Genomic DNA, 22,902 nt, shown 5'->3' on the forward strand with positions numbered 1-22,902 from the left:
CGACGATCCGGCGCGCGCCGAACTTTTCAAGCATACCTTGGCTGATCTTATAGGCGCCTTGGTATTCGCCGACTTCCTCGCCCATCAGATAGACGGTTTCGGTCCGCTCCATCTCTTCGGTCATGGCTTCGCGCAAGGCTTCGCGCACAGTCATGGTTTTCATGGGCGTGCCTTCGGGCCAGTCCGGGGACTGATCGGCGGCAGCAACCACCGGCGCGGCTGCTTGCGCGGGCGCTGAGGCGGCGGCAACCGGGGCAGTGGCCTCGGCAGAAGCTGGCGCAGCGCTTGATGCAGCCGGGGCCGCATCGGCGGATTCGCCCTCTTCGACCATGATGGCGATCGGGGTGTTTACTTTCACGCCCTGTGTACCTTCGGCAATCAGCAGCTTGCCGACGATACCTTCGTCAACCGCTTCGAATTCCATCGTGGCTTTGTCGGTTTCGATCTCGGCGATGATGTCGCCGGATTTCACAGTATCACCCTCTTTGACCAGCCATTTGGCCAGCGTGCCTTCCTCCATGGTCGGCGACAGGGCGGGCATCAGGATCTCAATAGCCATGTGTTCCCTCCCTCAGGCGTGGCTTGGTGTGTCGTCAGCGTAGATATCGGTCCACAGCTCTTCGAGCGGCGGCTCTGGGCTCTCTTTCGAGAATTCCGCAGCCTCGTTGACGATATCTTTGATTTCTTTGTCGATCGCTTTCAGATCGTCCTCGGTGGCATGCTTGCCGGTCAACAGCAGCTCGCGCACGTTCTCGATCGCATCGCGTTCGTCACGGATCTTCTGGACCTCTTCGCGGGTGCGGTATTTCGCCGGGTCGGACATCGAGTGGCCGCGATAGCGATAGGTCATGACCTCAAGGATGTAGGGACCCTTGCCCGCGCGGCAATGTGCGGTTGCCTTTTCGCTGGCGGCTTTCATCGCCAGAACGTCCATGCCATCGACCTGCTCGCCGGGAATGCCGAATGCCGAGCCGCGCCCGAACAGCGAAGGCGACTTGGTCGAGCGTTTCATCGAGGTGCCCATGGCGTATTGGTTGTTCTCGATCACGAAAATGACCGGAAGCGACCACAATTCAGCCATGTTATAGGTCTCGTAGACCTGACCCTGGTTCGCCGCGCCATCGCCGAAATAGGCAAAGGTTACGTTGTCATTGCCAAGGTATTTGTCTGCAAATGCCAGACCCGCACCCAGGGGGACCTGTGCGGCAACAATGCCATGGCCGCCGTAGAAATGCTTTTCGCGGCTGAACATGTGCATCGAGCCGCCTTTGCCTTTCGAATAGCCGCCAATGCGGCCCGTCAGCTCGGCCATGACGCCTTTGGCGTCCATGCCACAGGCCAGCATATGGCCGTGGTCACGATAAGAGGTGATGCGTTTATCGCCTTCCTTGGTCACGGATTCCAATCCGACAACCACCGCTTCCTGACCGATATAGAGGTGGCAGAAACCACCGATCAGGCCCATGCCGTAAAGTTGGCCGGCTTTTTCTTCAAAGCGCCGGATCAACAGCATGTCGCGGTAAAATTTCAGCAGCTCGTCGCGCGAAACGTTCGGTTTGGCTCCTGATGCCGTCACATTCTTTTCAGATGTATCGGCTGATTCAGGCGTCTTTGCCTCATTAGGCTTCCTTGCCATGCGGTCTCCTCCGGTCGGCGTGGGAATAGTTCAGCGTTAAACTATCTCTAGCGCATCCCGAAAGTGGCTGCAATCGCTCCTGTGAAAATCAGCGAATTACCACCTCATCGGCGCGCATCACGCCCAAAACCGCACGTGCGCGCTCGTCCAGAAGGTCGATATCCAGATATTCATCGGACAGCCGTTTGGTCAGATTGGTGATGGAATCGACCTCGGTCTGCAGGCGGTCACGCTCGGCCAGTAATTCTTGGGTTTCCGCCTCAAGCTGGACCCGGCGCAGGATACCCGAAGGGCCCTGAACCGCCGCAAAGGCGAAATAAAGTCCGGCAAGGATCATCAAAAGGAAAAAGACGATGGCACTGATCGACAGTCGTTGCGGCATGGGGGTTCCGGGGCTGCTCGGTTTATGTTTTGCAGACATATTAGCGCGAATGAGCGGATATGGGAATCCACTTGCTGCAAGCGCATGAGTGGGGTCGCTCGCGCGGGGTGGCTTCCATGGTGGCGGCCGAATCGGCCAAACCTTCTGCAAGCGTGGGACCGACGCGGCCGGGTGCAACGGCAACCGCGTTCCGTGGCCCTGGCGGAACAGATGGCCGGGCGTGTCACGGATCGGGCTTAGCCGTGGACGGCAATCGCGTCCCGGCTGTCAAATCCATAGGTGGCGCCCAAAGATCGCTTGCGCCCCCGTTGGTTTTGGCGCGCTATTTCCGTGGTTTGGCGCTTGTTTGTGGTGAAGCGGCTTGGGAACGGTGCTAAGACGGGGCAGGGCCATGGGCCGATACTGCGGGCGGGCATTTGGGCAGGCGCCCGCGACCGAGCGGAAATGGGGCAGGAAATCCCCGCACAGCAAGGGATCTGGTGATGAAATATCGATATAACAGATCCTGCCTGACTGCCTGCATTTCAAGGCAGGGAATGGCCGTTTCGGAGTGGCAACCATGATGGGATTTGTCCGACTTTTATTCGCGGTCTTGCTGATCGAGCTGATCTTTTACGCGCTTTTGTCGGTCTATATCCGCAGTTTGCGCCATGAAGAGCTGGAAAAAGAATGGGATCGCCGCTATCCCGACCGGGCTGGCGACACCCCCGAAAGGCGCATTTTTATTCGAAGGGCCATGATCGGATTTCGCAAGACCCTGCGCGCACGTCTGGTGGGGTTGGTTCTGATCTTGCCGTTGGTCGTGATCGCCGTCATTGTTTTTTACGTGAACTACCACTGAGGAGTCATCCCTTGCGCCATGCTACGACCGTTTTGGGTGTGCTGTTTGGCATCGTGGTCTTTTTGTTCCTCGATTATACGCTGCCCTATAAGCAGACTGTCCGCATCACCAATACCTATAACCGGCTGACGGATATCGGGGCCAATGGCATCTTTTATGCCTCTCCCGACACCGGTACGATCCAGAACGCGGCGGGGCAGCGCGATGTGCGCTATATCGATACCGTCCGTCCGAACGGAAAAGTCTACGTTTACCGCAACGAAGATACCGGTTGGATCTGGCCGCCCTATTTCAAATACGACAGCTCGAACCTGCATTCCGAGGCGACGGATCTGCGCTCGAGCAAGGAAAATCCCCAGTGGGTCAGCGTCACCTCTTACGGATGGCGCATTTCCTGGCTGTCGATCTATCCCAATGCGGTCAAGGTCAAACCCGTCGCCGGCCCGGATGTGCGTCCAACCAACTGGGGTGCGCAAATCTCGCTTTTGGTGATCGGGCTGTTCTTGTTCCTTATCTGGCGGATGTGGAACCAGTTTCGTGAGCGCACGATCGATCCGGCGGTGCGCTCGGTCGATCAGGCGTTTAACCGCGCTGATGCGCGCGCCGATGCCGCGCGCGGGCGCATGTCACGGTGGTGGCAGGGGCTTTGGGGTAAAAACCGCTAAAGGATAGGTTCGATGACGACACGCAATCCCGGAACCGAGTTTCAACCTGACTGGTTTGGCGGGATCGTCATCAACACCCCCGCAACCGAGCGGCGCGCGGCCAGTTTACCCACGCGCCGAAGCCTGAAAAAAGACTGGCAGATCGCATGGCTTTTGAATGCGGTCCGCTGCATCGATTTGACCACACTTTCCGGCGATGACACCCCCGAGCGTGTGGAACGCCTTTGCGCCAAGGCCCGCCAGCCCATCGCACCCGAGCTGCTATCCGCGCTTGATGTATCGGGGCTGACCACGGGCGCGGTTTGCGTCTATCCAACCATGGTGGCTGCCGCCAAACGCGCGCTAATGGGCAGCAAGGTTCCCGTGGCCAGCGTAGCCACCGGCTTTCCCGCAGGGCTGATGCCGCTTGATCTGCGTCTGGCCGAGATCCGCTATGCTGTGGATCAGGGCGCGGATGAAATTGACATCGTCATCTCTCGTGGACTGGCTTTGCGCGGCGAATGGTCGGCGCTTTATGATGAAATCCGGCTTATGCGCGAGGCCTGTGGCCCGGCCCACATGAAGGCGATCCTTGCGACGGGTGAGCTGAAAACCTTTGGCAATGTCGCGCGGGCCAGCCATGTGGCCATGCAGGCGGGGGCCGATTTCATCAAGACCTCGACCGGCAAAGAGCCCGTAAACGCCACTTTGCCAGTCAGTCTGGTGATGTTGCGCGCGATCCGCGATTACCAGGCGCTAACCGGATATGTCGTTGGGTTCAAACCCGCGGGCGGGCTGAAGACCGCCAAAGATGCCCTGAACTGGCAGGTGCTGATGCGCGAGGAATTGGGCCGGGATTGGCTGAACCCAGACCTTTTCCGTATCGGCGCCTCGTCGCTTTTGAGCGATATCGAGCGTCAGATTCATCACTCGGTCACCGGGCGCTATGCCGCGTCCCACCGACTTGCCGCAGGTTAAGCCCAATGCCAAATGTGAGCGCGCTTATGGACGATCTGGATTACGGCCCGGCACCCGAGGATGCAAAGCCCGTGCGCGATTGGCTGGCTGAACATCGGCATTTTGGCCATTTCATTGGCGGCCGCTTTACCAAGCCGGGGGCGGGATTTACCACCTTTGATCCGGCAACCGGTTCCCCCTTGGCACAAATTACCCAAGGAAGCGCGCGCGACATCAAGCAGGCGGTCAATGCCGCACGCAAGGCGCAGCCTCTATGGGGGGCGATGGCGGGGCATGACCGCGCCCGTTTCCTCTATGCGATTGCTCGCACCATCCAAAAGCGCGAGCGCTTTTTGGCCGTGCTAGAAACGCTGGACAACGGCAAGCCTATTCGCGAATCCCGCGACATTGATGTGCCGTTGGTCGTGCGACATTTTTACTATCACGCGGGCTGGGCCGAGCTGGCCGAAAGCGAATTTCCCGATCAACGCGCCTTGGGGGTTTGCGGCCAGATTATCCCGTGGAATTTCCCCTTGCTGATGCTGGCATGGAAAGTCGCACCCGCACTTGCCGCCGGAAATACGGTCGTGCTGAAGCCTGCCGAATATACGCCACTGACCGCGCTGGCCTTTGCCGAGATCTGCCAGCATGTCGGGCTGCCGCCGGGGGTGGTGAATATTGTCACAGGAGATGGCGAGACCGGGGCCGCGCTGGTCAATGCTCAGATCGACAAGATCGCATTTACCGGCTCAACCGAGGTCGGCCGCGAGATTGCCCGCGCGCTTGCGGGTCGCAATGAGGTGCGGCTGACGCTGGAACTTGGCGGCAAATCCCCCTTTATCGTCATGGAAGACGCTGATCTTGACGCCGCGGTCGAGGGCGTGGTGGATTCGATTTGGTTCAATCAGGGTCAGGTTTGCTGCGCGGGATCACGTATTCTGGTCGCCCAATCCGTTGCCACGCGCTTCGAGGCGGCATTGCGCCAACGAATGACCAACCTGCGCATGGGCCAACCTTTGGATAAATCGACTGATATCGGTGCGATTGTTCATCCCACCCAAAAAGAGCGCATCCTGAACTTGTGTCAGGCCAGTGTCCGTGCAGGGGCCGAGTTGATCGGCGGCGAGCCGGGCGAGGGCTGCTTTATCGCACCGGGGTATTTACGCGGTGTGGCGCCCAGCAATCCTGCCATGAGCCAGGAAATCTTTGGCCCGATTGCCACCTTGTCGACCTTCCGCACCCCGGATGAGGCGGCGGATCTGGCCAATAATACCGCCTATGGGCTGGCCGCCAGCATTTGGTCCGAAAGCGCAAGCGTTGCCACGGATTTGGCGGCGCGCATCAAGGCGGGGGTGGTTTGGGTCAATTGCGCCAACCTTTTTGATGCGGCCGCCCCCTTTGGTGGGGTGCGCGACAGCGGATATGGTCGCGAAGGTGGCAGGGCAGGAATGGCCGATTATCTGGGGCCGGCCAAGCTGCCAAGCCGCGCCGAACCCGAGCCCGCCCCCCTGATTGCGGTCGGTGAACAGATTGGCACTCACGCTATCGGCGCGAAGGGGGGCTTTGGTGATCTGTCGCCCATTGACCGGACCGCCAAGCTATATATCGGGGGCGCGCAAAAGCGCCCGGACGGGGGGGCAAGCTATGGCGCGCAGGGCGCCCTTATTCCCTTGGGTGGGCGCAAGGACATTCGCAACGCAGTTGAGGCGGCCCATGCCGCGCGCGCCAAATGGATGGGCCTTGGGGCGCATGGACGGGCACAGGTGTTGTATTTCCTGGCCGAAAATCTGGCACTAAGGCGCAGTGAGTTCGCCCATCTGGCCAGTGAAGCGGAAATTGACACCGCCATTCGCCGCTGCTTTTTCTATGCCGGTTTCACGGATAAATTCGAGGGAAGTACCGTTGCGGCAAAGCCCGGGCATCTGGTCCATATCCAGCCCGAGGCGCATGGGGTCATGGGGATCATTGCGCCCAACCAATCCCCGCTTTGCGGCCTCATGTCGTTGATTTTGCCCGCGATCGCGATGGGCAATACGGTGGTTGCGGTCCCGTCTCAGGATTTGCCGCTGGCGGCATTGACGCTTTATCAGGTGCTGGACACTTCGGATCTGCCTGCAGGCGTGGTCAATCTGATCACTGGGCCAAGGGCGGATCTGGCGCTGGCACTTGCCGGCCATGACGATGTGCAGGCGATCTGGTACACGCCCGTCCATGACGCCCAAGCCAATGGTTTGCGCGACGTCAAAACGGCCAGTGCCGAAACCTTGAAGCCGGTTTGGACACCTCAGATCGCCGATTGGACCTCGGCCAAGGCGCAGGGCCGCGCGTTTTTGGACAAGGCGGTCTGGAGCAAAACGATCTGGCTTCCCTATGGTGCTTTGCCTGCAGGGACGGGGTCGGGCAGTTATTGATCGCGGCCGTCACTGAGCCAGCGCAGGCCCGCTTCGGTGGTGGTGCGCGGGTAATATTCCGCGCCGATCCAGCCGCTGTAACCCGATGCCGCCACTTCGTTGAAAAAGCCCAGATAATCGGTTTCGCCCTGACGCGGTTCGTGGCGACCGGGATAGCCTGCGATCTGGATATGACGCGCCAGCGCCGCATGTTTGCGCCAGACCGCAATCGGATCGTCGTGGATCATCTGGGCCTGATAGACGTCAAAGAGCAGGCCCAGATTGGGGGCGTCAACTTCGCCGATGATTTCGGCGGCCTGATCAAAATCGGCCAGAAAGTAGCCGGGCATATCGGTTGGATTGATCGGCTCGATCAGCAAGCTGGCATGAGGGGCGCGATGCGCGGCCCATTTAAGGTTCTCGACAAAGATCTGCCGCGCCTCAGCCCCTTGGGCTTTTCCCGCCATGATATGGATATGGCGCGTCCGCAGCGCCTGGCCAAAGCGCAGCGCGCGATCGAAATCGCTGCGAAACCGCGCCTCGCGGCCAGGTTCGGCTGCAAAACCACGCGGGCCGCCCGACCAGTTCGGCGGCGGCGTGTTCATCAAGATGAATTCCATATCGGCGCTTTGGGCGGCTGCCGACAGCTCCTTGGTGGCCAGATCATAGGGAAACAGGATTTCGACCCCGTCGAAACCGGCTTTTTTGGCGGCCTGAAACCTTTGAGACATCGGCAGTTCGGTGAACAGAAACGTCAAATTGGCCGCGAAACGGGACATGTCAAACTTCCAGAGGGATCAAAATTCCATTCGAGCGCAGGGCCAGCCTGCCCGCGCCATCTGTCTCGCAAATCTCGGCCAGCCGGTAAAAGGTCTTGCGATCGATCAGCGCTTCCAGGCCCGCACGGACGTGAAGATAGGGCCGGGGCACTTCGGCAGTGCCTGCCATGCGAATCAGATTGTCAGGGCCAGCGGCGATTCGTTCGCCGACATTGGTGGTGAAAATCACGCTTTCCCCCTCAAGATCGGCATCCACGGCGACAAAGGGGGCGTCGACCACCCGGATTCCGACTTTTTCAACCGGGGTGACAAGATAAAAGCGATCACCCTCGCGTTTCAGAATGGTCGAGAAAAGCCGCACCATTTCTGCTCGCCCTATGGGTGTTCCGTTGTAAAACCATGTCCCATCGGCGCGAATTTCCATGTCCAGATCCCCGCAAAAGGGCGGGTTCCACAGATGGACCGGCGCAGGACCGCGCTGGGACGCGGATTTCGCTGCTGCCAGCAGCCCATCGGTGCCGCCCGATTGCGGCAGATTATTCACGCGAATGTCAGTCATAGGGGGCATTCCCTGTGGAGCATGATTGGGCCTGTCTCTATGCTGTCCTAGAACAGTTGAAGGGCATTGTCATGGCGGTGGATCAGAATCTGGTTTCCGAAGTCGAAATGCTGACCGAGCGGCTTTCGCGCGCCAAGGTCAGTGTCGAGCAGCGCTTCGTCGGCCAAAAGGCCGTGGTCGAGCAGGTGCTTGCCGCGATCCTGTCGGGGGGGCACGCACTTTTGGTGGGTCAGCCCGGTCTGGGCAAGACCATGCTGGTCGATACTTTGGGCACGGTGCTGGGGCTGGATACGGCGCGCATTCAGTTCACGCCCGATTTGATGCCGGCCGATATTTTGGGCTCGGAAGTGCTGGATGTGCGTCCTGACGGCAGCCGCGCCTTTCGGTTCATCGAGGGGCCGGTTTTCACCAAGTTGCTGATGGCCGATGAGATCAACCGTGCCAGCCCGCGCACGCAATCGGCGCTTTTGCAGGCCATGCAGGAAGGCGAGGTCACGATCAGCGGCGAGCATCGCCCGCTTGGTCGCCCCTTTCACGTCTTGGCAACGCAAAACCCGATCGAGCAAGAGGGCACCTATCCCTTGCCCGAGGCCCAGCTGGACCGCTTCTTGCTTCAGGTCGATGTCGATTATCCCGACCGTGATACCGAACGCGCGATCCTTCTGGCCACGACCGGCGCCGAGCAAGGCCGTGCCCATGCGGTATTTGATGCCGATGGGCTGATCGCGGCACAGGCGTTGATCCGGCGTATGCCCGTGGGCGAAAACGTGCTGAATGCGATCCTTGATCTGGTGCGCGCGGCCCGTCCGGGTGCGCCCGAATCGCCCGCCTGGACCGCCGAGGCCCTTGTCTGGGGGCCGGGTCCGCGTGCGGCTCAGGCGTTGATGATGGTCACCCGCGCCCGTGCCGCGCTCCAGGGCCGTTTCGCCCCGACATTGGATGACGTCGCGGCAATGGCCGCACCGGTATTGCGCCACCGTATCGCCCTGTCCTTTGCCGCCCGTGCGCGCGGTGAATCCGTCGATCAGATCATCACCCGGCTGATCGACGAACGGAGCCGGGCTGCCGCGTGATCCGCTCGGCCCCTCATCTTCGCGCCAAGGCCGATGCTGCTGCGGCGGCCCTTCCCGCACTTATCCTTGCGGCAGAGCGCCTGAGCGCTGCGCTGTCGATTGGCAGTCACGGCATGCGCCGCGCCGGAATGGGCGAGGAATTTTGGCAATATCGTCCGGCCTCGGACAGCGACAGCGCTCGCAGCATCGACTGGCGACGCTCGGCGCGCTCTGACGGGCAGTTCGTGCGTGACCGCGAGGCGCAGATCGCGCAATCGGCGGCGATCTGGCTTTCGGCGGGGCGGGGCATGGATTACACCGGGGCGCCGGACCGCCCCAGCAAAAGGGCCAGAGGCGAGATCTTGTCCTTGGCGCTGGCAATGGCGTTGTTGCGCGGTGGCGAAAAGGTCGGGCTTTTGGGGCAGGTGCCTCGGGCGGGCAGGGTGCAGGCGGATCGCTTGGCCGAGGCACTGCTTGCCCCAGCCGCTGAACCGCCGGGCGACGATCAGTTTCCGCCCGCTCAGGCCATCCGGCCGGGACAGCGGATCATTTTGATCGGTGATTTTCTGGGCGAATTGGAACCCGTGCTGACCTTTTTGCAGCATGCTGCAGCCATGGGAATTAGTGGTGCCATGCTGCAGGTGCTGGACCCTGACGAGGAAAGCTTTCCCTTTTCCGGTGCGGTGCTGTTTCGTTCGCCCTCGGGGGCACAAAGCCATGACACACGCGATGCTGGCGGTCTGCGCGCTGCCTATCTGGCGCGACTGGCCGAGCGGCGCATGGCACTGACCCGCGCCGCACAAAGCTGCGGCTGGCAGTTTGGATCCCATGATACCGCAACAGCGCCCGCCACAGCGCTTTTGTGGCTGGCCGCTGTACTGGAGGGCTGATGTTCGTCCTGGGCCCGCTTGGCTTTGTCACACCATGGCTTTTGCTTGGATTGGCGCTTTTACCGCTGATCTGGCTGATCTTGCGTGCAATGCCCCCTGCACCCAAAGTGCAAAGCTTTGCCGCCATCCGCCTTTTGGCCGGGCTGCGTGACGCGGATCCGGTGGCGCGCCATACGCCGTGGTGGCTGATGCTTTTGCGTATGTCAGCACTGGCTGCGCTGATTTTTGCATTCGCCGGACCTGTCTGGCGACCCGCGCCCAATGCGGACAGCCAGGGCCCGGTCTTGATCGTCGTAGATGGCGGCTGGGCCGCAGCCCCGGCTTGGGCCGCGATCCAGAACCGTGCCGCGCGTGAATTCGAACGTGCTGCGGCTGCGGGCCAGCCCGCGGCCCTGCTCCTGGCCGATGGCCGCGCCGAAGATGTCTTGCCCTTTGCCTCGGGCGGGGATCTGGCGGGCCGTATCCGCGCGGCCCGACCCGAGCCTTGGGAAACCCGCTACCCACCAGATCCCGAAGCCGCATTGGCCGCAGTGCCTACGGGGCGGTTGCAAACGATCTGGCTCAGCGATGGGCTTGATCACGGCGCAGCCCGCACGGGTGACAGCCCTCATGCCAGCCGTGCGCAATGGCTGTCTGCCTTGCTGGCGCGCGGGCCGGTGCGCGTGATCGGACCGCAACAGCCAGTGACATCGCTGATGCTCGAGGCGGGGGAAAAGCCCATGCTGATCCACCGCAGCACGGCATCCTTGCCCGATCCCGTCATCCGCGCCATCGGTCCCGATCCGCAGGGCGTCCCGCGCGAGCTGGCCCGCCTCTCGCCCGGTCCCGGCGACACCCAGAACGGCATCACCCGACGCGAGATCGCCATCGATTTGCCGTCCGAGCTGCGCAACCGCGTCACCCGCTTCGAAATCGAGGGGGTGGCGTCCGCCGGTGCGGTGGTGTTGGCCGATGATCGGGTGCGGCGGCGCAAGGTTGCGCTGGTGGGCGATGATCGCGCTACCGAGGGCCAAGAGCTGCTCTCACCGATCCATTACCTTCGCGAAGCCGTGGCCCCGACCTCTGACCTGATCGAGGGGACGCTGGCCGATGTGCTTCAGGCGGCACCGGATGTGATCATCTTGGTTGATCAATTGCAGCTTCCGGGAATGGATAGCCTCGAGGAATGGGTTCAGAATGGCGGCCTGCTGATCCGCTTTGCCGGTCCGCGCATGGCAGCCTCTGACCGTCTGGTCGATGCGCCGCTTCTGCCCGTCCGCTTGCGGCAGGGCGGACGCGATGTTGGCGGGGCGTTAAGCTGGGGCCAGCCGCGCAAATTGGCCCCTTTCGATCAAAACGGCCCCTTTGCCGGGCTGGCCGGTCGCGACGACATCACCATACGGGCCCAACTTCTCCCCGAGCCGACGCCGGATCTGCAAAGCCGCACCATCGCGCAGTTGACCGACCAAACCCCGCTCGTGACCCGCGAATGGCTAGGCGAGGGACAGGTCGTGCTGTTTCACACGACCGCCAATGCTGAATGGAGCAATCTGCCCCTGTCTGGGCTCTTTGTGCAGATGCTCGAACGGCTGATCCAATCCGCCCGCACCCCCGAGGCCAGCTCGCCCAGCAATGAGGCCAGCCAGCCCTATTGGATCGCACAAACCCTGCTTGACGGTTTCGGGCGCCCCAGCCCTGCAAATACCCAAAGCCCGGTCCCGGCCAAGGATTTCGCAACCGGGCCCGCACCCAATGCCCCGGCGGGCATCTATACCGCTGCCGAACGTCGCGCCGCATTGAATGCGGGCAATGAGCTGCGCATTCCGCAATGGCCCGGTGCCCAGCTCGAGACCAGCGCCGCCGTGCCGGGCCTTGCGCTCAAGGGTTGGTCACTTGGCCTTGTGTGCCTGCTCTTGGCACTGGATGCGCTCCTCAGCGCAATGTTGCTTCCCGCAAAGGGCGGCCCCGGCGCAAGCCGCGGTCCCAAGCGAGCAAAGGCCTCGGTCTAATGGCATTTCTTCGATCCTCTGCGCGCCACATTCTCCCATGCCCAAATATCCCCGCCGGAGGCGTATTGGGGCTGTTGCTGGCCCTTCTGGCCGCAAGTTTTCTTGGGCTCTCTGCTGGGGCTGGCAGGGCGCAAGGCACGGATCCTGACCCGCGCCTGATCCGTGCCGCCGACGAGGTGGCGCTGGCCTATGTTGTCACGGGGGATGACCAGATTGACGCGACCTCAAAGGCAGGGCTGCAGGCGCTTTCGGATGTGCTGGCCGAACGCTCGACCGTCAGGCCGGGCGCCCCGATCGAGATTAATCTCGATGTAGATGATCTGACGCTTTTGACCTTTCTCTACTGGCCTGTCACGCCGGGTCAGCCCATGCCCTCGCCTCAGGCCTATGCAAGGCTCAACCATTTTTTGCGATCTGGCGGCATGATCTTGTTTGATACCCGCGACGGCGATATCGCGGGCTTGGGTGGGCCAGATAGCGCGGCAGAGTTGCAGGCACTTGCTGCTCCTTTGGATATCCCTCCGCTGGCCCCCATCCCGCAAGATCATGTTCTGACGCGCAGCTTTTATCTGCTCAAGGATTTCCCGGGGCGTTATCAGGGCAACCAGATCTGGGCCGAAGCCCCCCTGTCGGATGCCGCAGCTGCCGAAGGTATCCCTTTCCGGACGCTGAATGACGGGGTTTCGCCGGTGATTATCGGACCGAATTCCTGGGCCGAGGCCTGGGCGCTGGATGAGCGCGGCCTGCCGATGTTTTCGGTAGGCTCGGGCTTTGAAGGCGAAGAGCAGCGCGAAATGGCCATGCGCTTTGGTGTCAATTTGATCATGTACGCGCTGACGGGAAATTATAAATCCGACCAGATACATGTGCCCGCACTGCTCGAGCGCCTACGCGGCGAAGAGGTGACGCCATGACGCGGCTGGGATTTGACCCTCTTTTGCCCTGGCCCGTGATTGCTGCTTTGGCGCTGATCGTCATCATCGGCACGGCCTGGGCATTATGGCGTGGCCTGCGCGGCTGGTTTTGGCGTGGGCTTGCGGGCCTTGCAGCAATCGCCGCGCTTTGCGCCCCGATGCTCGAGGCAGGAATCCGTACTGGCCTGTCCGATATCGTCATTTTGCTTGATGATCGCAGTGACAGTCAGACGCTCATGGGGCGCAGCGCCCAGACCGATCAGGCCGTGGCCGAGCTTAGCCAGCGCATCGAAGCGCTGCCCAATACCGAATTGCGCCGTGTAACCGTTGGCAATGATGTGAACGGCACGCTTTTGGCAGGGGCGCTCAGCCGCGCCATTGCCGCCGAGCCGGAAAGCCGCCTGGCTGGGGTAATTGCTTTGACCGATGGCCGCTTGCATGACGCCCAGCTTTTGCCCAGTCAGGCACCTGCTCCGGTGCATATCTTGCTCACGGGCACACCCTCGGATTGGGACCGACGTCTGGTCATCGAAGAGGCTCCGGCCTTTGGCTTGATCGGCCAGCCCGTGACCATCCGCTTGCGCATCGAGGATCAGGGCGATGTGCCAGCATCCGTTGCTGCAACTGCAGCGACGATCCGGCTCAGTGTTGATGGCGGGGAAAAGCAAACCGCGCAGATCCCGCCCGATTTGCCTTTCGAATTGTCGGTCGTGCCCGAACATGCGGGCCAGAACGTGATTTCCATCGGTTTCGATAACCCTGCGGGCACCCCGCCCGAACTGACCACGCGCAACAATTCCGCGGCCATTCAGATCGAGGGGGTACGTGACCGTCTGCGCGTGCTTTTGGTCTCGGGCGAGCCACATGCTGGTGAAAGAACCTGGCGCAATCTTTTGAAATCAGACGCAAATGTCGATTTGATCCATTTCACGATCCTGCGCTCTCCGGATAATCTTGATCCGGTTCCCGTCGATGAGATGTCCCTGATCGCCTTTCCGACCCGCGAACTGTTCATGGAGCGGATCCAGGATTTCGATCTGATCATCTTTGACCGCTACAGCGTGCGCGGCATCCTGCCGCCGGAATATTTCGAGAATATCGTTTCCTATGTCGAAAATGGCGGTGCGGTTCTGGTGGCGGCCGGTCCGGAAATGGCTGGGGTTGAAAGCCTGAACCTGTCGCCTTTGGGGCGCATTCTGCCGGGCCGTCCGACGGGTCGGATTTATGATACGCCGTTTTTGCCGCGCCTGACCGAAGAGGGGCTGCGTCACCCGGTCACGGCTGGGCTTGAAGGGGCACCAACCACCACCGAGAACCCCGCCCAACCGGGCGACGGCTCGGCAGGGGGCGGCTCAGCGGGGGCGCAGGGCACAAGGGCGAGCCATTGGGGCAGATGGCTGCGTATGTCGCAGATGCAGCCCGTACCCGGTGCGCAAGTGGTGATGTCGGGCGCAGATGATCAGCCGCTTCTGGCGTTGAACCGGGTGGGCAAGGGGCGCGTCGCTTTGCTCGCCTCGGATCAGGTCTGGCTTTGGGGGCGCGGTTTCGAAGGGGGCGGCCCCCAGCTCGAGTTGCTGCGCCGCATCGCCCATTGGTCGATGAAAGAACCCGAATTGGAAGAAGAGGTTCTTCTTGCGGCTATCGGGCGTGATTTTCACGTCACCGTAACGCGGCGGACCATGGATCCAGAGGCGCGCCCGGTACAGATCACGGGCGCTGATGGCTATTCTCACGAATTGAAGCTGGCTCCTGCTGGGCCGGGGCGTTTCTCGGCGGATTGGACTGCGCCGGGCGAGGGGCTGTACCGACTGACAGATGGCGACATCAGCCGCGTGATTGCCTTGGGGCCGGCGGTTCCGCGCGAATATGAGCAGACGGTGGCATCGGGGGATCTGCTGGCCGGGCTTGCCCAGGCAAGCAAGGGGGCAGTGCTGAAACTCTCGGATGGGGTTCCGGCATTGCGCAGCGTGCGCCCGGGTCGCCCGGCCTTTGGGCAGGGTGTGACAGGCGATTGGATTGCGATCACCCCACGCGAAGCGGCCACGGTTTCGGGCGAGACCCATCATCCGCTCTTGCCGGTCTGGGGATGGCTTGCCATGATCGCTTTGCTGGTGCTGATCGCTTGGCTAAGAGAAGGGCGGGCGGGTAAGGCCAGCTGAATAGGCGGCTGGGCAGGCTGCAAAACTTGCCAAGCCCCCGGCGCATTGCTAGGCAGACGTAAAACTCATCCCAGAGGATCGCTATGGCCACCCAAGACAACGACTACGTCCCCCCGACCGAGGCCGATCTGGCCCTGATCAAACGGGTTCTGCCGCATCGCTATCCTTTCCTGCTGGTCGATAAGGTCCGCGATATTGTTCCCAATGTCAGCGCAGTCGGCATCAAGAACGTCACCGCCAACGAACCGCATTTCGAGGGGCATTTCCCCGAAGAGCCGGTGATGCCTGGTGTTTTGATCATCGAAGCCATGGCGCAGGCGGCAGCCGTTTTGGTAGGCGTCAGTCAGGATCTGGCCGACAAAGGCATGGGCACCTATTTCATGTCCATCGACAAATGTCGGTTCCGCGCCAAGGTGGTTCCCGGTGATGTGCTTGAATTGCATGTCAAAACCTTGCGCGGCGGCGGCAAGGTCTGGAAATTCGAGGCGCGCGCCATGGTTGGCGAAACCCTTTGCGCCGAGGCCGAGGTCATGGCCATGTTGAACCGTACCAGCGATGCCTGAGACGCAAATCCATCCCAGCGCCATCATCGAGCCGGGGGCCGAAATCGGCCCCGGCTGCGTGATCGGCCCCTTTACCCTGGTCGGTCCTCAGGTGCGCCTTGGGGCGGGGGTTGTCCTCAAGTCCCATGTCGTGGTCGCGGGCGACACGGTGATTGGTGATGAGACGGTGGTCTTTCCTTTCGCCTCGATTGGCGAAGTGCCGCAGGACCTGAAATTTCACGGCGAAAAAACCCGCCTGGAAATCGGCAAACGCAACCGCATCCGCGAATATGTCACCATCAACCCCGGCACCGAGGGCGGTGGCGCCTTGACGCTTGTGGGCGATGACGGGCTGTTCATGGCCGGTTCGCATGTGGCGCATGATTGCAAAATCGGCAACCGGGTCATTTTGGTCAATAATGTCGCCATTGCCGGGCATTGTGTGCTTGAGGACGATGTGATCGTGGGTGGGCTTTCGGGCGTGCATCAATTCGTTCGCATCGGTCGCGGTGCGATGATCGGGGCGCTGAGCATGGTTGCCGCCGATGTCATTCCCTTTGGCTTGGTGCAGGGCCCGCGCGCGCATCTGGATGGGTTGAACCTTGTCGGGCTGAAACGCCGCGGCGCCTCGCGCGAGGAAATGCACGCCTTGCGCGACATGCTGACCGGACTTGGCAAAGGCGCCTTTCGCGATACCGCCCGCCAGATGGCACAAGAGGATCAAAGCGAAAAAGTGCGCGAAGTTCTTGATTTCATCCTTGGCCCTTCGGATCGCAGCTTTCTGGCGCCACATCCATGAGCAAGATCGCCATTATTGCCGGCGAGGGCAGGCTTGCCCCCGCCGTGGCCAAGGCATTGTCCAGCCCGCTGGTCTATGCCTTGGATGGGCTTAAACCCCAGCTTGCTGCGCAGCCCTTTCGGCTAGAGCGGCTGATCCCGTTTCTGGATCAGCTGGCAGACGAGGGCGTGACCGAGGTTGTATTTGCCGGGGCGATCCGTCGGCCGCGACTGGAACCCGATCTGTTCGATCCGCGCACCTTGCAGATCGTGCCGCGCATCCTTGCCGCGATGCAATCGGGCGATGATGCAGCGCTGCGCGAGGTCTTAGCGGTTTTCGAGGAAAGCGGGCTAAAGGTGCGTAGCATCGATCAGATCTTGCCCGAACTGGTCCCCGCCGAGGGGGTTTTGGCTGGGACTCCATCCGAGCGCGACAGCCAGGATGCGGAATTTGCGGCGCGCATCGTCGCGGGACTTGGACCTCTTGATATCGGGCAGGGCGCAGTTGTGGCCCAGGGGCTTTGCCTTGCTGTCGAGGCCTTGCCGGGCACTGATGCCATGCTTGAATTTGCCGCTCTGCACTGCGATCTCAAGCCCAATCCGAACGGGGCGAAAGGGGTGCTGTTCAAGGCACCCAAGCCCCAGCAGGATCGCCGCATCGACCTGCCGACGATCGGTCCCGATACCGTGCGTCTGGCCCATGCCGCAGGGCTGGCGGGCATTGCCTGGCAGGCCGGGGGGGTGATCGTGCTTGATCGTGATCAAACCATTGCTGCGGCTGATGCTGTAGGCATGTTTCTTTGGGCTCGGGCCTAACCCGGTCATGTCGATCTTGAGTTACAGGAGGGGATCTTGCGCTATTTCCTGATCTCGGGAGAGCCTTCGGGTGACAATCTTGGTGCGGCATTGATGAAGGGTCTGCGTAGCTTGGACCCCGAGGCCGAGTTTTCCGGTATCGGCGGGCGGGCCATGCAGGCGCAGGGCATGGGCAGCCTGTTTCCCATGGATGAACTCAGCATCATGGGCATCTGGGAGGTCTTGCCAAAGTACCGCCATCTAATGGCGCGGATCGCTCAAACCGCTCGTGCGGTTGCCGATGCCAATCCCGATGCATTGATCACGATCGATAGCCCGGATTTCTGTCTGCGGGTCGCCAAGGCCGCGCGCGCATTGCGCCCCGATCTGCGCACGATCCATTATGTCGCCCCCTCGGTCTGGGCATGGCGGCCAGGGCGCGCGGCCAAAATGGCAAAGGTCATCGATCATGTGCTGGCGATCTTGCCATTCGAGCCTGCGCTGATGCGCGCGGCGGGGATGAGCTGTGACTTCGTCGGTCATCCGGTCGTGTCTGAGGTTCTAGCAACCCCGGACGAGGCCTCTGATTTTCGAGAGCTGCACGGGATTGGGGCCGATGCGCCGTTGATCCTGTGCTTGCCCGGATCGCGGCGCGGCGAGGTCGCCCGACTGGGTCCGCGCTTTGACGAGGCTCTGACGCGGCTGCGCGACCGTATGCCCGAAATTCGTGTGGTCATCCCGACTGTAGCGGGCGTGGCGCCATTGGTGCGCGAGATGGGCAGGAATTGGCCCAGTGTCCCAATCGTCATCGAAGACAGTGCCCAAAAGCGTGCGGCTTTTGCCGCGGCTGATCTCGCGCTTGCGGCTTCGGGCACCGTCAGCTTGGAGCTTGCCGCCAATCGTCTGCCCATGGTGATCGGCTATGACGTTGCCCCGCTTAGCCGGCTGCTGATCGGGATGTTGCTGAAAACCGATACGGTGACCTTGGTTAACCTTGTCAGTGAAACCCGGGTTGTGCCCGAGTTTCTGGGCAAGGCCTGTCAGCCGGGACCGATCGCGGCAAAAATGGCCGAAATTCTTGATCGCCCCGAGGAACGCGCCAGCCAGCTTGCGGCCATGGATCTGACGATGGAGCGTTTGGGGCGCGGCGGCGAGGCTCCGGGCCTGCGCGCCGCGCGTTCCGTCATCGCAGCGATCAAACAGCCGCGGTGATGATGATCTCGACCTTGTAGTCCGGGGTGGCCAGTGCGGCCTCGCCCGTGGCGCGGGCAGGGGTGTGCCCTGCGGCAACCCAAGCATCCCAGACTGCGTTCATTGCGGCGAAGTCGGCATTGATGTCGGCCAGCCAGATCTGAGCCTTGAGAATGCGGGTCTTGTCGCTGCCTGCCAGCGCCAGCAGACGGTCAACCTCGGCCAGAATGTCCTGGGTCTGTTTGGTGACCGAATCGCCCGGATTTCCGACCTGACCGGCAAGATAGATGACGCCATTATGAATGACGGCCTCGCTCATGCGGGCACCGATTTCTAGGCGGGTGATCTCTGACATGGAAAATCCTTTCGCGAATTGACTGCGTGATGGAATGGCTTGCAAGAAGCCCCGCGCCACTCATGCCAAAGCGCAAGCCGCCACACAATGGAAGATGCGCGGGAAGATGCGCGCAATCCTGGCGCAGTCCGAAGAAATTCCCGGCCTAAATCTTGTGCGAATGGAACCGGGCCAGATAAAGCATGCCATTTCCTTTCGCGGTCAGGGTTAGGCCCTGCATCGCGCGAATGTGCAGGCAATCCAGCTTGGCCAGCTGATGACCCGCGACATTGATCACGCCATTGGCGCAAAAAAGGATGTAATCGGTGGCTTGCACGGAGTCTTGCGCCGAGGCTTGATCTGGGGCCTGCAAGGACAGCTCGCTGTCACCTGCCACCTCATGGCGCGACAGCTGATGATGCGCATGGCCGCGTCGTGACATCGCGTTCAGATCCGTGACCGGCGCGCCGATCAGATGCGCCATTGTCGCGCGATCTGCGGGAAAGCCAAGCGGGTCGCTGTCAACTGTCAGGCGGGCCGTGGGCTGCCCCTCGACCTCTAGCACCAAGCCGTCACCGTCCAGAACGGCAAGGCTGCGCTCGATGCCCTCAAACGCCGAAAAAGGGCCATCGCTGTCGACCGTCGCGGTGCTGAGACGCCAATCGAATGTGTCAATCGAGGCATCGGCGGGATGGATTGCGATCTCGATCGTTACGCCCTTGCCATTCTTCCACGGCATGCGGCGGTGGCCGCTCGCGGGCAAAAGCCTTATCAGGTCGGCCTGTTCAAAGGGCGCCCCTTGAACCGAATGAGGGGCAGGGCGAAGGGGCGGCTGAGACATGGGGCAAACCGTGCAAGGAAAGGTCCCTTGCTCTCTAAGCCAGCGGGCGGGTTGCGCCAACTGCCACTTTGTGGCGATCTGCGTCGGACGGCGCGCGCCCGACCAGATTTTTGCCCAATCTGCGCCTAGAGGCTATTCGGCAGCTACCATCGAATAGGCAACATGCGGGCGGCGCGCCATGGCGGCCATCGCGCTATGCGACACGGTTGCGGCTTCATCGATTTTGGCACGCGCTGCGGCCAGAAGCATTGTCCGGCTCATACCAGCATCCTGACTGCGCCCGCTGGCTGCCATTTCAGCTGCCCATATCAGGAATTCAGTCGCAGAAATGCAGGCTTCGGTGAAGATTTCATTATGGGTGCCCGGCTCATAAGCGTCCATCAGGGAATCGAGCGCATCACGCATGGCGGTCGAAAGTTCAGAAAGGGATTTCGGGTTCATACGGAAACCTTGTGTAGCTTGGCCGGTTGAGCGCCCGGCTTTGGATTGAGGTTGCTTGAGTAAACGCAAGTCACACAAAATCGTTCACATTATAGGTAATCGTGCCTATTTTTAGCCGAAATTATCCTTAAAAAACGGTGAAATTCTGCATTTCACCTCACCAAATAGGCGAATCTGCCTATGCCCGGTCGCAGCCTAATTCATCGCCGAAAGTCAGGATCCGCGGTTTTGCGCAAGGATTAGGGCAGGCCACAAAGGGGGCCGCATTGGGGTTGCGCGGCGGATCGCGAACACGGCCGAGGCGGCCGAAAGTCGGCTTGGCACCTGACGTTCCATCAAGAGGGGTGGAGCCCTCAAAACTGCTGCTATGGAAAAATACACCGAACCATGCTGAAGGCACCGGGGGCAGGGCGGTTCAATTCTGTCGAGCTGGGGATTTAGCGGTTTTGGCCAAAAACCTTCCTGAGATGCTGTCCCGGAGGTTGGTCAAAACCATTGCTCAAAATGAGCGACCCCTCGACGGGGCGACTCCCTTAAGCCGCTGAACTTATTTTCTAATTTCATGACTGGGAGTAAATGGTGGAGCCAAGGGGAATCGAACCCCTGACCTCTTGAATGCCATTCAAGCGCTCTACCAACTGAGCTATGGCCCCACCGGAGGTCTCGGTCGTCGTCGCTACATTCAGCGTCGTCTTCCGTGTGAGGCGGTGTATATGGTGCAGGCCTGAGGGCCGCAAGCTCAAAAAACCACTTTTTTAAAAAATGTTCAGAAAAGAGAAAGGGCCCCGCAGGGCCCCTTCAAAATCACTCTTCGTCGTCGCTTCCGACATCGGCGATATCATCAAGCGACACATCGCCGTCATCGGTATCGTCGTCCAGCAGATCATCATCCAGATCGCCGCCGTCGGTGTCATCGTCCAGATCTTCATCATCAACGACATCGACCTGATCTTCGTCATGGGCTGCCGCCTTTTCCGAAATCAGGGCACGGCTACGGCCAGAATGCAGGCTTTCTGCGGTGAACTCTGCGCCACAGGCCGGGCAGGTCATCGGATCGTGCTGGAGGTCGTAGAAGCGAGTGTTACAATGCGGGCACAGGCGCTTCGTACCCCATTCCTCTTTGGGCATGGCAATCTCTTTCAGCCGGGGTTAGGTAAATCTGTTGTCCCCTGCCATAGGTGGCGCAGGGTGTCAAAGGCTTTTCGGGCAGAATGTAAGCGGGCAGGATGGGCGCAGAGCAGGGCAAGATCATCATCGACGGCGATCTGCATATTTCAGTCCGCCGTTCGGCGCAGGCGCGGCGCATGACCTTGCGCGTGGCGCGAGCCAGCGGGGCGATCGTGCTGACCCTGCCGCGCGCCGTTAGCATCGCCGAGGGCCAGGCGTTTGCGCAGTCACGTGCCGATTGGCTGCGCAAGGCGCGTCAGGCGGTGCCACAGCTGTCGCAGGTCGCATTTGGTGCCTTGTTACCCGTCGCCGGAGAGGGGGTGAGGATCACCCCCAGCGCCGGGCGGCTGGTACGGCTTGAAGGGGGGCAACTGATGGTGCCCCAGAGCCGTCCCGCGGGGCCGGTGGTTGCAGCATGGCTTAAGCAGCTGGCACGCGACAAGATCGCCGCTGCCTGCGACAGGCACGCCCAAAAGTTGGGTCTGCCTTACACGGCATTGACGTTGCGTGACACGCGGTCGCGTTGGGGCAGCTGCACCCATGACGGGCGCCTGATGTTTTCCTGGCGGCTGGCGATGGCCCCCGATGATGTCCTTGACTATGTCGCAGCCCATGAGGTGGCGCATCTGCGCCATATGGATCACTCGGCCGCATTCTGGACGTGCTGCGGGGCATTGAAGCCCGGCTACAGCCATCATCGCGACTGGTTGAGGCGGCATGGTCATGAATTGCTTGCCTGGCAATTCAATGCATAAGATGAGCGCGTTGCGGGGAGTTGACCCCGTGCGTAAAGCGTGATCACAAAACGATATGTCCAGTAGCAAACCTTCTGAACCGCATGCGCATGAGAAGCTGTATCGCAGCTTGCGCGCCCAGATCATGGTGGGACAGCTTCCACCGGGGCAGGCGCTGACCCTGCGCGGCATTGCTGCGCAATATAAGGTGTCGATGACGCCTGTGCGCGAGGCGGTACGACGGCTGGTGGCAGAGGGCGCGCTGACGCTGTCCGCATCAGGGCGCATGGCCACGCCAGAGCTGTCTATCGAGCGGATTGAAGAGCTGGCGGCGTTGCGTGCGCTGATCGAGCCCGAGCTGGCCTCGCGCGCGCTGCCTCGTGCCCATTTCGCATTGATCGAGCGCATGGCCGCGATCAACACGGCCATTGGCGAAGCCGCCGAGCGCCATGATGCGGTGGGCTATATCCGCAGCAACCTTGAGTTTCACCGGATGCTTTACCTGCGTGCCCAGGCGCCTGCGATGCTGGCGATCCTGGAAACGATCTGGTTGCAGCTGGGGCCCACCATGCGCGCGGTTTATGGTCGGGTGCGTCGCAATGAGCCGCCACGGCATCACCGCATGATCCTGGCCTCGTTGCGGGCAGGGGATGAGCCGGGATTGCGTTTGGCCGTACGGACAGACGTCACCCATGGTTTGCGCCACCTTGCCGTCGCCGATGACAATGATTCGGTGTTGCGCAAGGGCAAGTAGCCGCCGGTGGCTGTGCATTCTTGGGTATTTGGATGATGAAGAAATCCGCGGCCTGCGCCGGTGCGGAGCGGTATTTCCGGTACAAGGCGCAGGGGGGGGCCGTCACTGCACGACCATCTATATAAAAAAACCGCC

At 61.3% G+C, this 22,902-nt stretch carries 24 protein-coding genes and 1 tRNA gene; 15 read left to right on the plus strand and 10 right to left on the minus strand.

The genetic code is table 11. The features are described from left to right. From RTS12_RS10215 to RTS12_RS10225, 3 genes are all read right to left on the minus strand, one after another. Positions 1-559 (minus strand): biotin/lipoyl-containing protein (locus RTS12_RS10215; RefSeq protein WP_312528109.1); only part of this gene is annotated, 559 nt, incomplete at its 3' end. Between the two features lie 12 nt (positions 560-571). Then, positions 572-1,636: a pyruvate dehydrogenase (acetyl-transferring) E1 component subunit alpha gene (gene pdhA / locus RTS12_RS10220; protein ID WP_312528111.1), complete on the minus strand. Its 1,065-nt coding sequence runs from the start codon at positions 1,634-1,636 to the stop codon at positions 572-574. Positions 1,637-1,724: 88 nt separating this feature from the next. Further along, positions 1,725-2,018 carry a septum formation initiator family protein gene (locus RTS12_RS10225; protein ID WP_312528113.1) on the minus strand — a complete coding sequence of 98 codons (294 nt, stop codon included), beginning with the start codon at positions 2,016-2,018 and terminating at the stop codon, positions 1,725-1,727. A 559-nt stretch (positions 2,019-2,577) separates the two neighbouring features. On the opposite strand from RTS12_RS10225, the gene RTS12_RS10230 reads away from it, so the two are divergent. From RTS12_RS10230 to RTS12_RS10245, 4 genes are read left to right on the plus strand one after another with little or no spacing between them, the layout of a single operon-like run. After that, entirely contained in the window at positions 2,578-2,859 is a 282-nt protein-coding gene (locus tag RTS12_RS10230; RefSeq protein WP_312528115.1) for a hypothetical protein, read from the plus strand. Between the two features lie 11 nt (positions 2,860-2,870). Then, positions 2,871-3,524 (plus strand): DUF1523 family protein, encoded by a 654-nt coding sequence (locus tag RTS12_RS10235; protein WP_312528118.1) that lies wholly within the window; start codon positions 2,871-2,873, stop codon positions 3,522-3,524. A 12-nt stretch (positions 3,525-3,536) separates the two neighbouring features. Further along, the gene (gene deoC / locus RTS12_RS10240; protein ID WP_312528119.1) at positions 3,537-4,481 is read left to right on the plus strand and encodes a deoxyribose-phosphate aldolase; all 945 of its coding nucleotides are present in this window, start codon (positions 3,537-3,539) and stop codon (positions 4,479-4,481) included. 5 nt (positions 4,482-4,486) lie between these two features. After that, entirely contained in the window at positions 4,487-6,871 is a 2,385-nt protein-coding gene (locus RTS12_RS10245; RefSeq protein WP_312528121.1) for an aldehyde dehydrogenase family protein, read from the plus strand. On the opposite strand, the gene RTS12_RS10250 is transcribed toward RTS12_RS10245, so the two are convergent. Beyond that, a complete protein-coding gene (locus RTS12_RS10250; protein WP_312528123.1) occupies positions 6,865-7,629 on the minus strand; it encodes a TIM barrel protein in 765 nt (254 codons plus the stop codon). The genes RTS12_RS10245 and RTS12_RS10250 overlap by 7 nt on opposite strands. 1 nt (position 7,630) lies before the next feature. Then, a complete protein-coding gene (locus RTS12_RS10255; RefSeq protein ID WP_312528125.1) occupies positions 7,631-8,188 on the minus strand; it encodes a DUF1285 domain-containing protein in 558 nt (185 codons plus the stop codon). Positions 8,189-8,259: 71 nt separating this feature from the next. Between RTS12_RS10255 and RTS12_RS10260 the strand changes: the two genes are divergently transcribed. From RTS12_RS10260 to lpxB, 9 genes are all read left to right on the plus strand, one after another. Then, the gene (locus RTS12_RS10260; protein ID WP_312528127.1) at positions 8,260-9,261 is read left to right on the plus strand and encodes a MoxR family ATPase; all 1,002 of its coding nucleotides are present in this window, start codon (positions 8,260-8,262) and stop codon (positions 9,259-9,261) included. Beyond that, positions 9,258-10,130 carry a DUF58 domain-containing protein gene (locus tag RTS12_RS10265; RefSeq protein ID WP_312528129.1) on the plus strand — a complete coding sequence of 291 codons (873 nt, stop codon included), beginning with the start codon at positions 9,258-9,260 and terminating at the stop codon, positions 10,128-10,130. The genes RTS12_RS10260 and RTS12_RS10265 overlap by 4 nt, the downstream gene beginning before the upstream one ends. Further along, positions 10,130-12,118: a BatA domain-containing protein gene (locus RTS12_RS10270; protein ID WP_312528130.1), complete on the plus strand. Its 1,989-nt coding sequence runs from the start codon at positions 10,130-10,132 to the stop codon at positions 12,116-12,118. The genes RTS12_RS10265 and RTS12_RS10270 overlap by 1 nt, the downstream gene beginning before the upstream one ends. After that, on the plus strand, positions 12,118-13,032 hold the full coding sequence (locus tag RTS12_RS10275) for a DUF4159 domain-containing protein (RefSeq protein ID WP_312528132.1): 915 nt from the start codon (positions 12,118-12,120) through the stop codon (positions 13,030-13,032). Before RTS12_RS10270 ends, RTS12_RS10275 begins: the two co-directional genes overlap by 1 nt. Then, on the plus strand, positions 13,029-15,191 hold the full coding sequence (locus RTS12_RS10280; RefSeq protein ID WP_312528134.1) for a hypothetical protein: 2,163 nt from the start codon (positions 13,029-13,031) through the stop codon (positions 15,189-15,191). The genes RTS12_RS10275 and RTS12_RS10280 overlap by 4 nt, the downstream gene beginning before the upstream one ends. 83 nt (positions 15,192-15,274) lie before the next feature. Continuing rightward, positions 15,275-15,754: a 3-hydroxyacyl-ACP dehydratase FabZ gene (gene fabZ, locus RTS12_RS10285; protein WP_312528136.1), complete on the plus strand. Its 480-nt coding sequence runs from the start codon at positions 15,275-15,277 to the stop codon at positions 15,752-15,754. Continuing rightward, positions 15,747-16,532, plus strand: coding sequence for an acyl-ACP--UDP-N-acetylglucosamine O-acyltransferase (gene lpxA, locus RTS12_RS10290; RefSeq protein ID WP_312528138.1), 786 nt, complete (start codon positions 15,747-15,749; stop codon positions 16,530-16,532). The genes fabZ and lpxA overlap by 8 nt, the downstream gene beginning before the upstream one ends. Next, complete coding sequence (locus tag RTS12_RS10295; RefSeq protein WP_312528140.1) at positions 16,529-17,326, plus strand: UDP-2,3-diacylglucosamine diphosphatase LpxI domain-containing protein; 798 nt, start codon at positions 16,529-16,531, stop codon at positions 17,324-17,326. Before lpxA ends, RTS12_RS10295 begins: the two co-directional genes overlap by 4 nt. Positions 17,327-17,362: 36 nt before the next feature. Further along, entirely contained in the window at positions 17,363-18,517 is a 1,155-nt protein-coding gene (gene lpxB / locus RTS12_RS10300; RefSeq protein ID WP_312528142.1) for a lipid-A-disaccharide synthase, read from the plus strand. Here the strand turns inward: lpxB and RTS12_RS10305 are convergent. The 5 genes from RTS12_RS10305 to RTS12_RS10325 all read right to left on the minus strand — a co-directional run bounded on the left by RTS12_RS10305 (position 18,501) and on the right by RTS12_RS10325 (position 21,240). After that, complete coding sequence (locus RTS12_RS10305; RefSeq protein WP_312528144.1) at positions 18,501-18,851, minus strand: RidA family protein; 351 nt, start codon at positions 18,849-18,851, stop codon at positions 18,501-18,503. The two genes, lpxB and RTS12_RS10305, sit on opposite strands and share 17 nt — an antisense overlap. Positions 18,852-18,996: 145 nt before the next feature. Further along, complete coding sequence (locus tag RTS12_RS10310; RefSeq protein ID WP_312528146.1) at positions 18,997-19,671, minus strand: HutD family protein; 675 nt, start codon at positions 19,669-19,671, stop codon at positions 18,997-18,999. Positions 19,672-19,803: 132 nt separating this feature from the next. Continuing rightward, positions 19,804-20,112, minus strand: coding sequence for a hypothetical protein (locus RTS12_RS10315; RefSeq protein ID WP_312528148.1), 309 nt, complete (start codon positions 20,110-20,112; stop codon positions 19,804-19,806). A gap of 577 nt (positions 20,113-20,689) precedes the next feature. Further along, positions 20,690-20,765 (minus strand) — tRNA-Ala (locus RTS12_RS10320). Between the two features lie 151 nt (positions 20,766-20,916). After that, positions 20,917-21,240, minus strand: coding sequence for a TIGR02300 family protein (locus RTS12_RS10325; RefSeq protein ID WP_312528151.1), 324 nt, complete (start codon positions 21,238-21,240; stop codon positions 20,917-20,919). A 98-nt stretch (positions 21,241-21,338) separates the two neighbouring features. Between RTS12_RS10325 and RTS12_RS10330 the strand changes: the two genes are divergently transcribed. Both RTS12_RS10330 and RTS12_RS10335 read left to right on the plus strand, forming a co-directional pair. After that, on the plus strand, positions 21,339-22,034 hold the full coding sequence (locus RTS12_RS10330) for a SprT family zinc-dependent metalloprotease (protein ID WP_312528153.1): 696 nt from the start codon (positions 21,339-21,341) through the stop codon (positions 22,032-22,034). A 55-nt stretch (positions 22,035-22,089) separates the two neighbouring features. After that, positions 22,090-22,767, plus strand: a complete 678-nt coding sequence (locus tag RTS12_RS10335; RefSeq protein WP_312528156.1) for a GntR family transcriptional regulator — start codon at positions 22,090-22,092, stop codon at positions 22,765-22,767. Positions 22,768-22,902 lie beyond the last annotated feature (135 nt).

The organism is Paracoccus sp. (in: a-proteobacteria), assembly GCF_032007265.1.
Lineage (GTDB): Bacteria > Pseudomonadota > Alphaproteobacteria > Rhodobacterales > Rhodobacteraceae > Paracoccus.

Bases quoted from the DNA above. Each gene is read 5' to 3' on its own strand.
- RTS12_RS10255 (WP_312528125.1), bottom strand. From the start codon at position 8,188: ATGACTGACATTCGCGTGAATAATCTGCCGCAATCGGGCGGCACCGAT.
- RTS12_RS10325 (WP_312528151.1), bottom strand. From the start codon at position 21,240: ATGCCCAAAGAGGAATGGGGTACGAAGCGCCTGTGCCCGCATTGTAAC.
- RTS12_RS10260 (WP_312528127.1), top strand. From the start codon at position 8,260: ATGGCGGTGGATCAGAATCTGGTTTCCGAAGTCGAAATGCTGACCGAG.
- RTS12_RS10305 (WP_312528144.1), bottom strand. From the start codon at position 18,851: ATGTCAGAGATCACCCGCCTAGAAATCGGTGCCCGCATGAGCGAGGCC.
- RTS12_RS10335 (WP_312528156.1), top strand. From the start codon at position 22,090: ATGTCCAGTAGCAAACCTTCTGAACCGCATGCGCATGAGAAGCTGTAT.
- lpxA (WP_312528138.1), top strand. From the start codon at position 15,747: ATGCCTGAGACGCAAATCCATCCCAGCGCCATCATCGAGCCGGGGGCC.
- RTS12_RS10245 (WP_312528121.1), top strand. From the start codon at position 4,487: ATGCCAAATGTGAGCGCGCTTATGGACGATCTGGATTACGGCCCGGCA.
- RTS12_RS10230 (WP_312528115.1), top strand. From the start codon at position 2,578: ATGATGGGATTTGTCCGACTTTTATTCGCGGTCTTGCTGATCGAGCTG.
- RTS12_RS10275 (WP_312528132.1), top strand. From the start codon at position 12,118: ATGGCATTTCTTCGATCCTCTGCGCGCCACATTCTCCCATGCCCAAAT.
- RTS12_RS10330 (WP_312528153.1), top strand. From the start codon at position 21,339: ATGGGCGCAGAGCAGGGCAAGATCATCATCGACGGCGATCTGCATATT.
- RTS12_RS10250 (WP_312528123.1), bottom strand. From the start codon at position 7,629: ATGTCCCGTTTCGCGGCCAATTTGACGTTTCTGTTCACCGAACTGCCG.
- pdhA (WP_312528111.1), bottom strand. From the start codon at position 1,636: ATGGCAAGGAAGCCTAATGAGGCAAAGACGCCTGAATCAGCCGATACA.
- deoC (WP_312528119.1), top strand. From the start codon at position 3,537: ATGACGACACGCAATCCCGGAACCGAGTTTCAACCTGACTGGTTTGGC.
- RTS12_RS10280 (WP_312528134.1), top strand. From the start codon at position 13,029: ATGACGCGGCTGGGATTTGACCCTCTTTTGCCCTGGCCCGTGATTGCT.
- fabZ (WP_312528136.1), top strand. From the start codon at position 15,275: ATGGCCACCCAAGACAACGACTACGTCCCCCCGACCGAGGCCGATCTG.
- RTS12_RS10270 (WP_312528130.1), top strand. From the start codon at position 10,130: ATGTTCGTCCTGGGCCCGCTTGGCTTTGTCACACCATGGCTTTTGCTT.
- RTS12_RS10295 (WP_312528140.1), top strand. From the start codon at position 16,529: ATGAGCAAGATCGCCATTATTGCCGGCGAGGGCAGGCTTGCCCCCGCC.
- RTS12_RS10225 (WP_312528113.1), bottom strand. From the start codon at position 2,018: ATGCCGCAACGACTGTCGATCAGTGCCATCGTCTTTTTCCTTTTGATG.
- RTS12_RS10315 (WP_312528148.1), bottom strand. From the start codon at position 20,112: ATGAACCCGAAATCCCTTTCTGAACTTTCGACCGCCATGCGTGATGCG.
- RTS12_RS10310 (WP_312528146.1), bottom strand. From the start codon at position 19,671: ATGTCTCAGCCGCCCCTTCGCCCTGCCCCTCATTCGGTTCAAGGGGCG.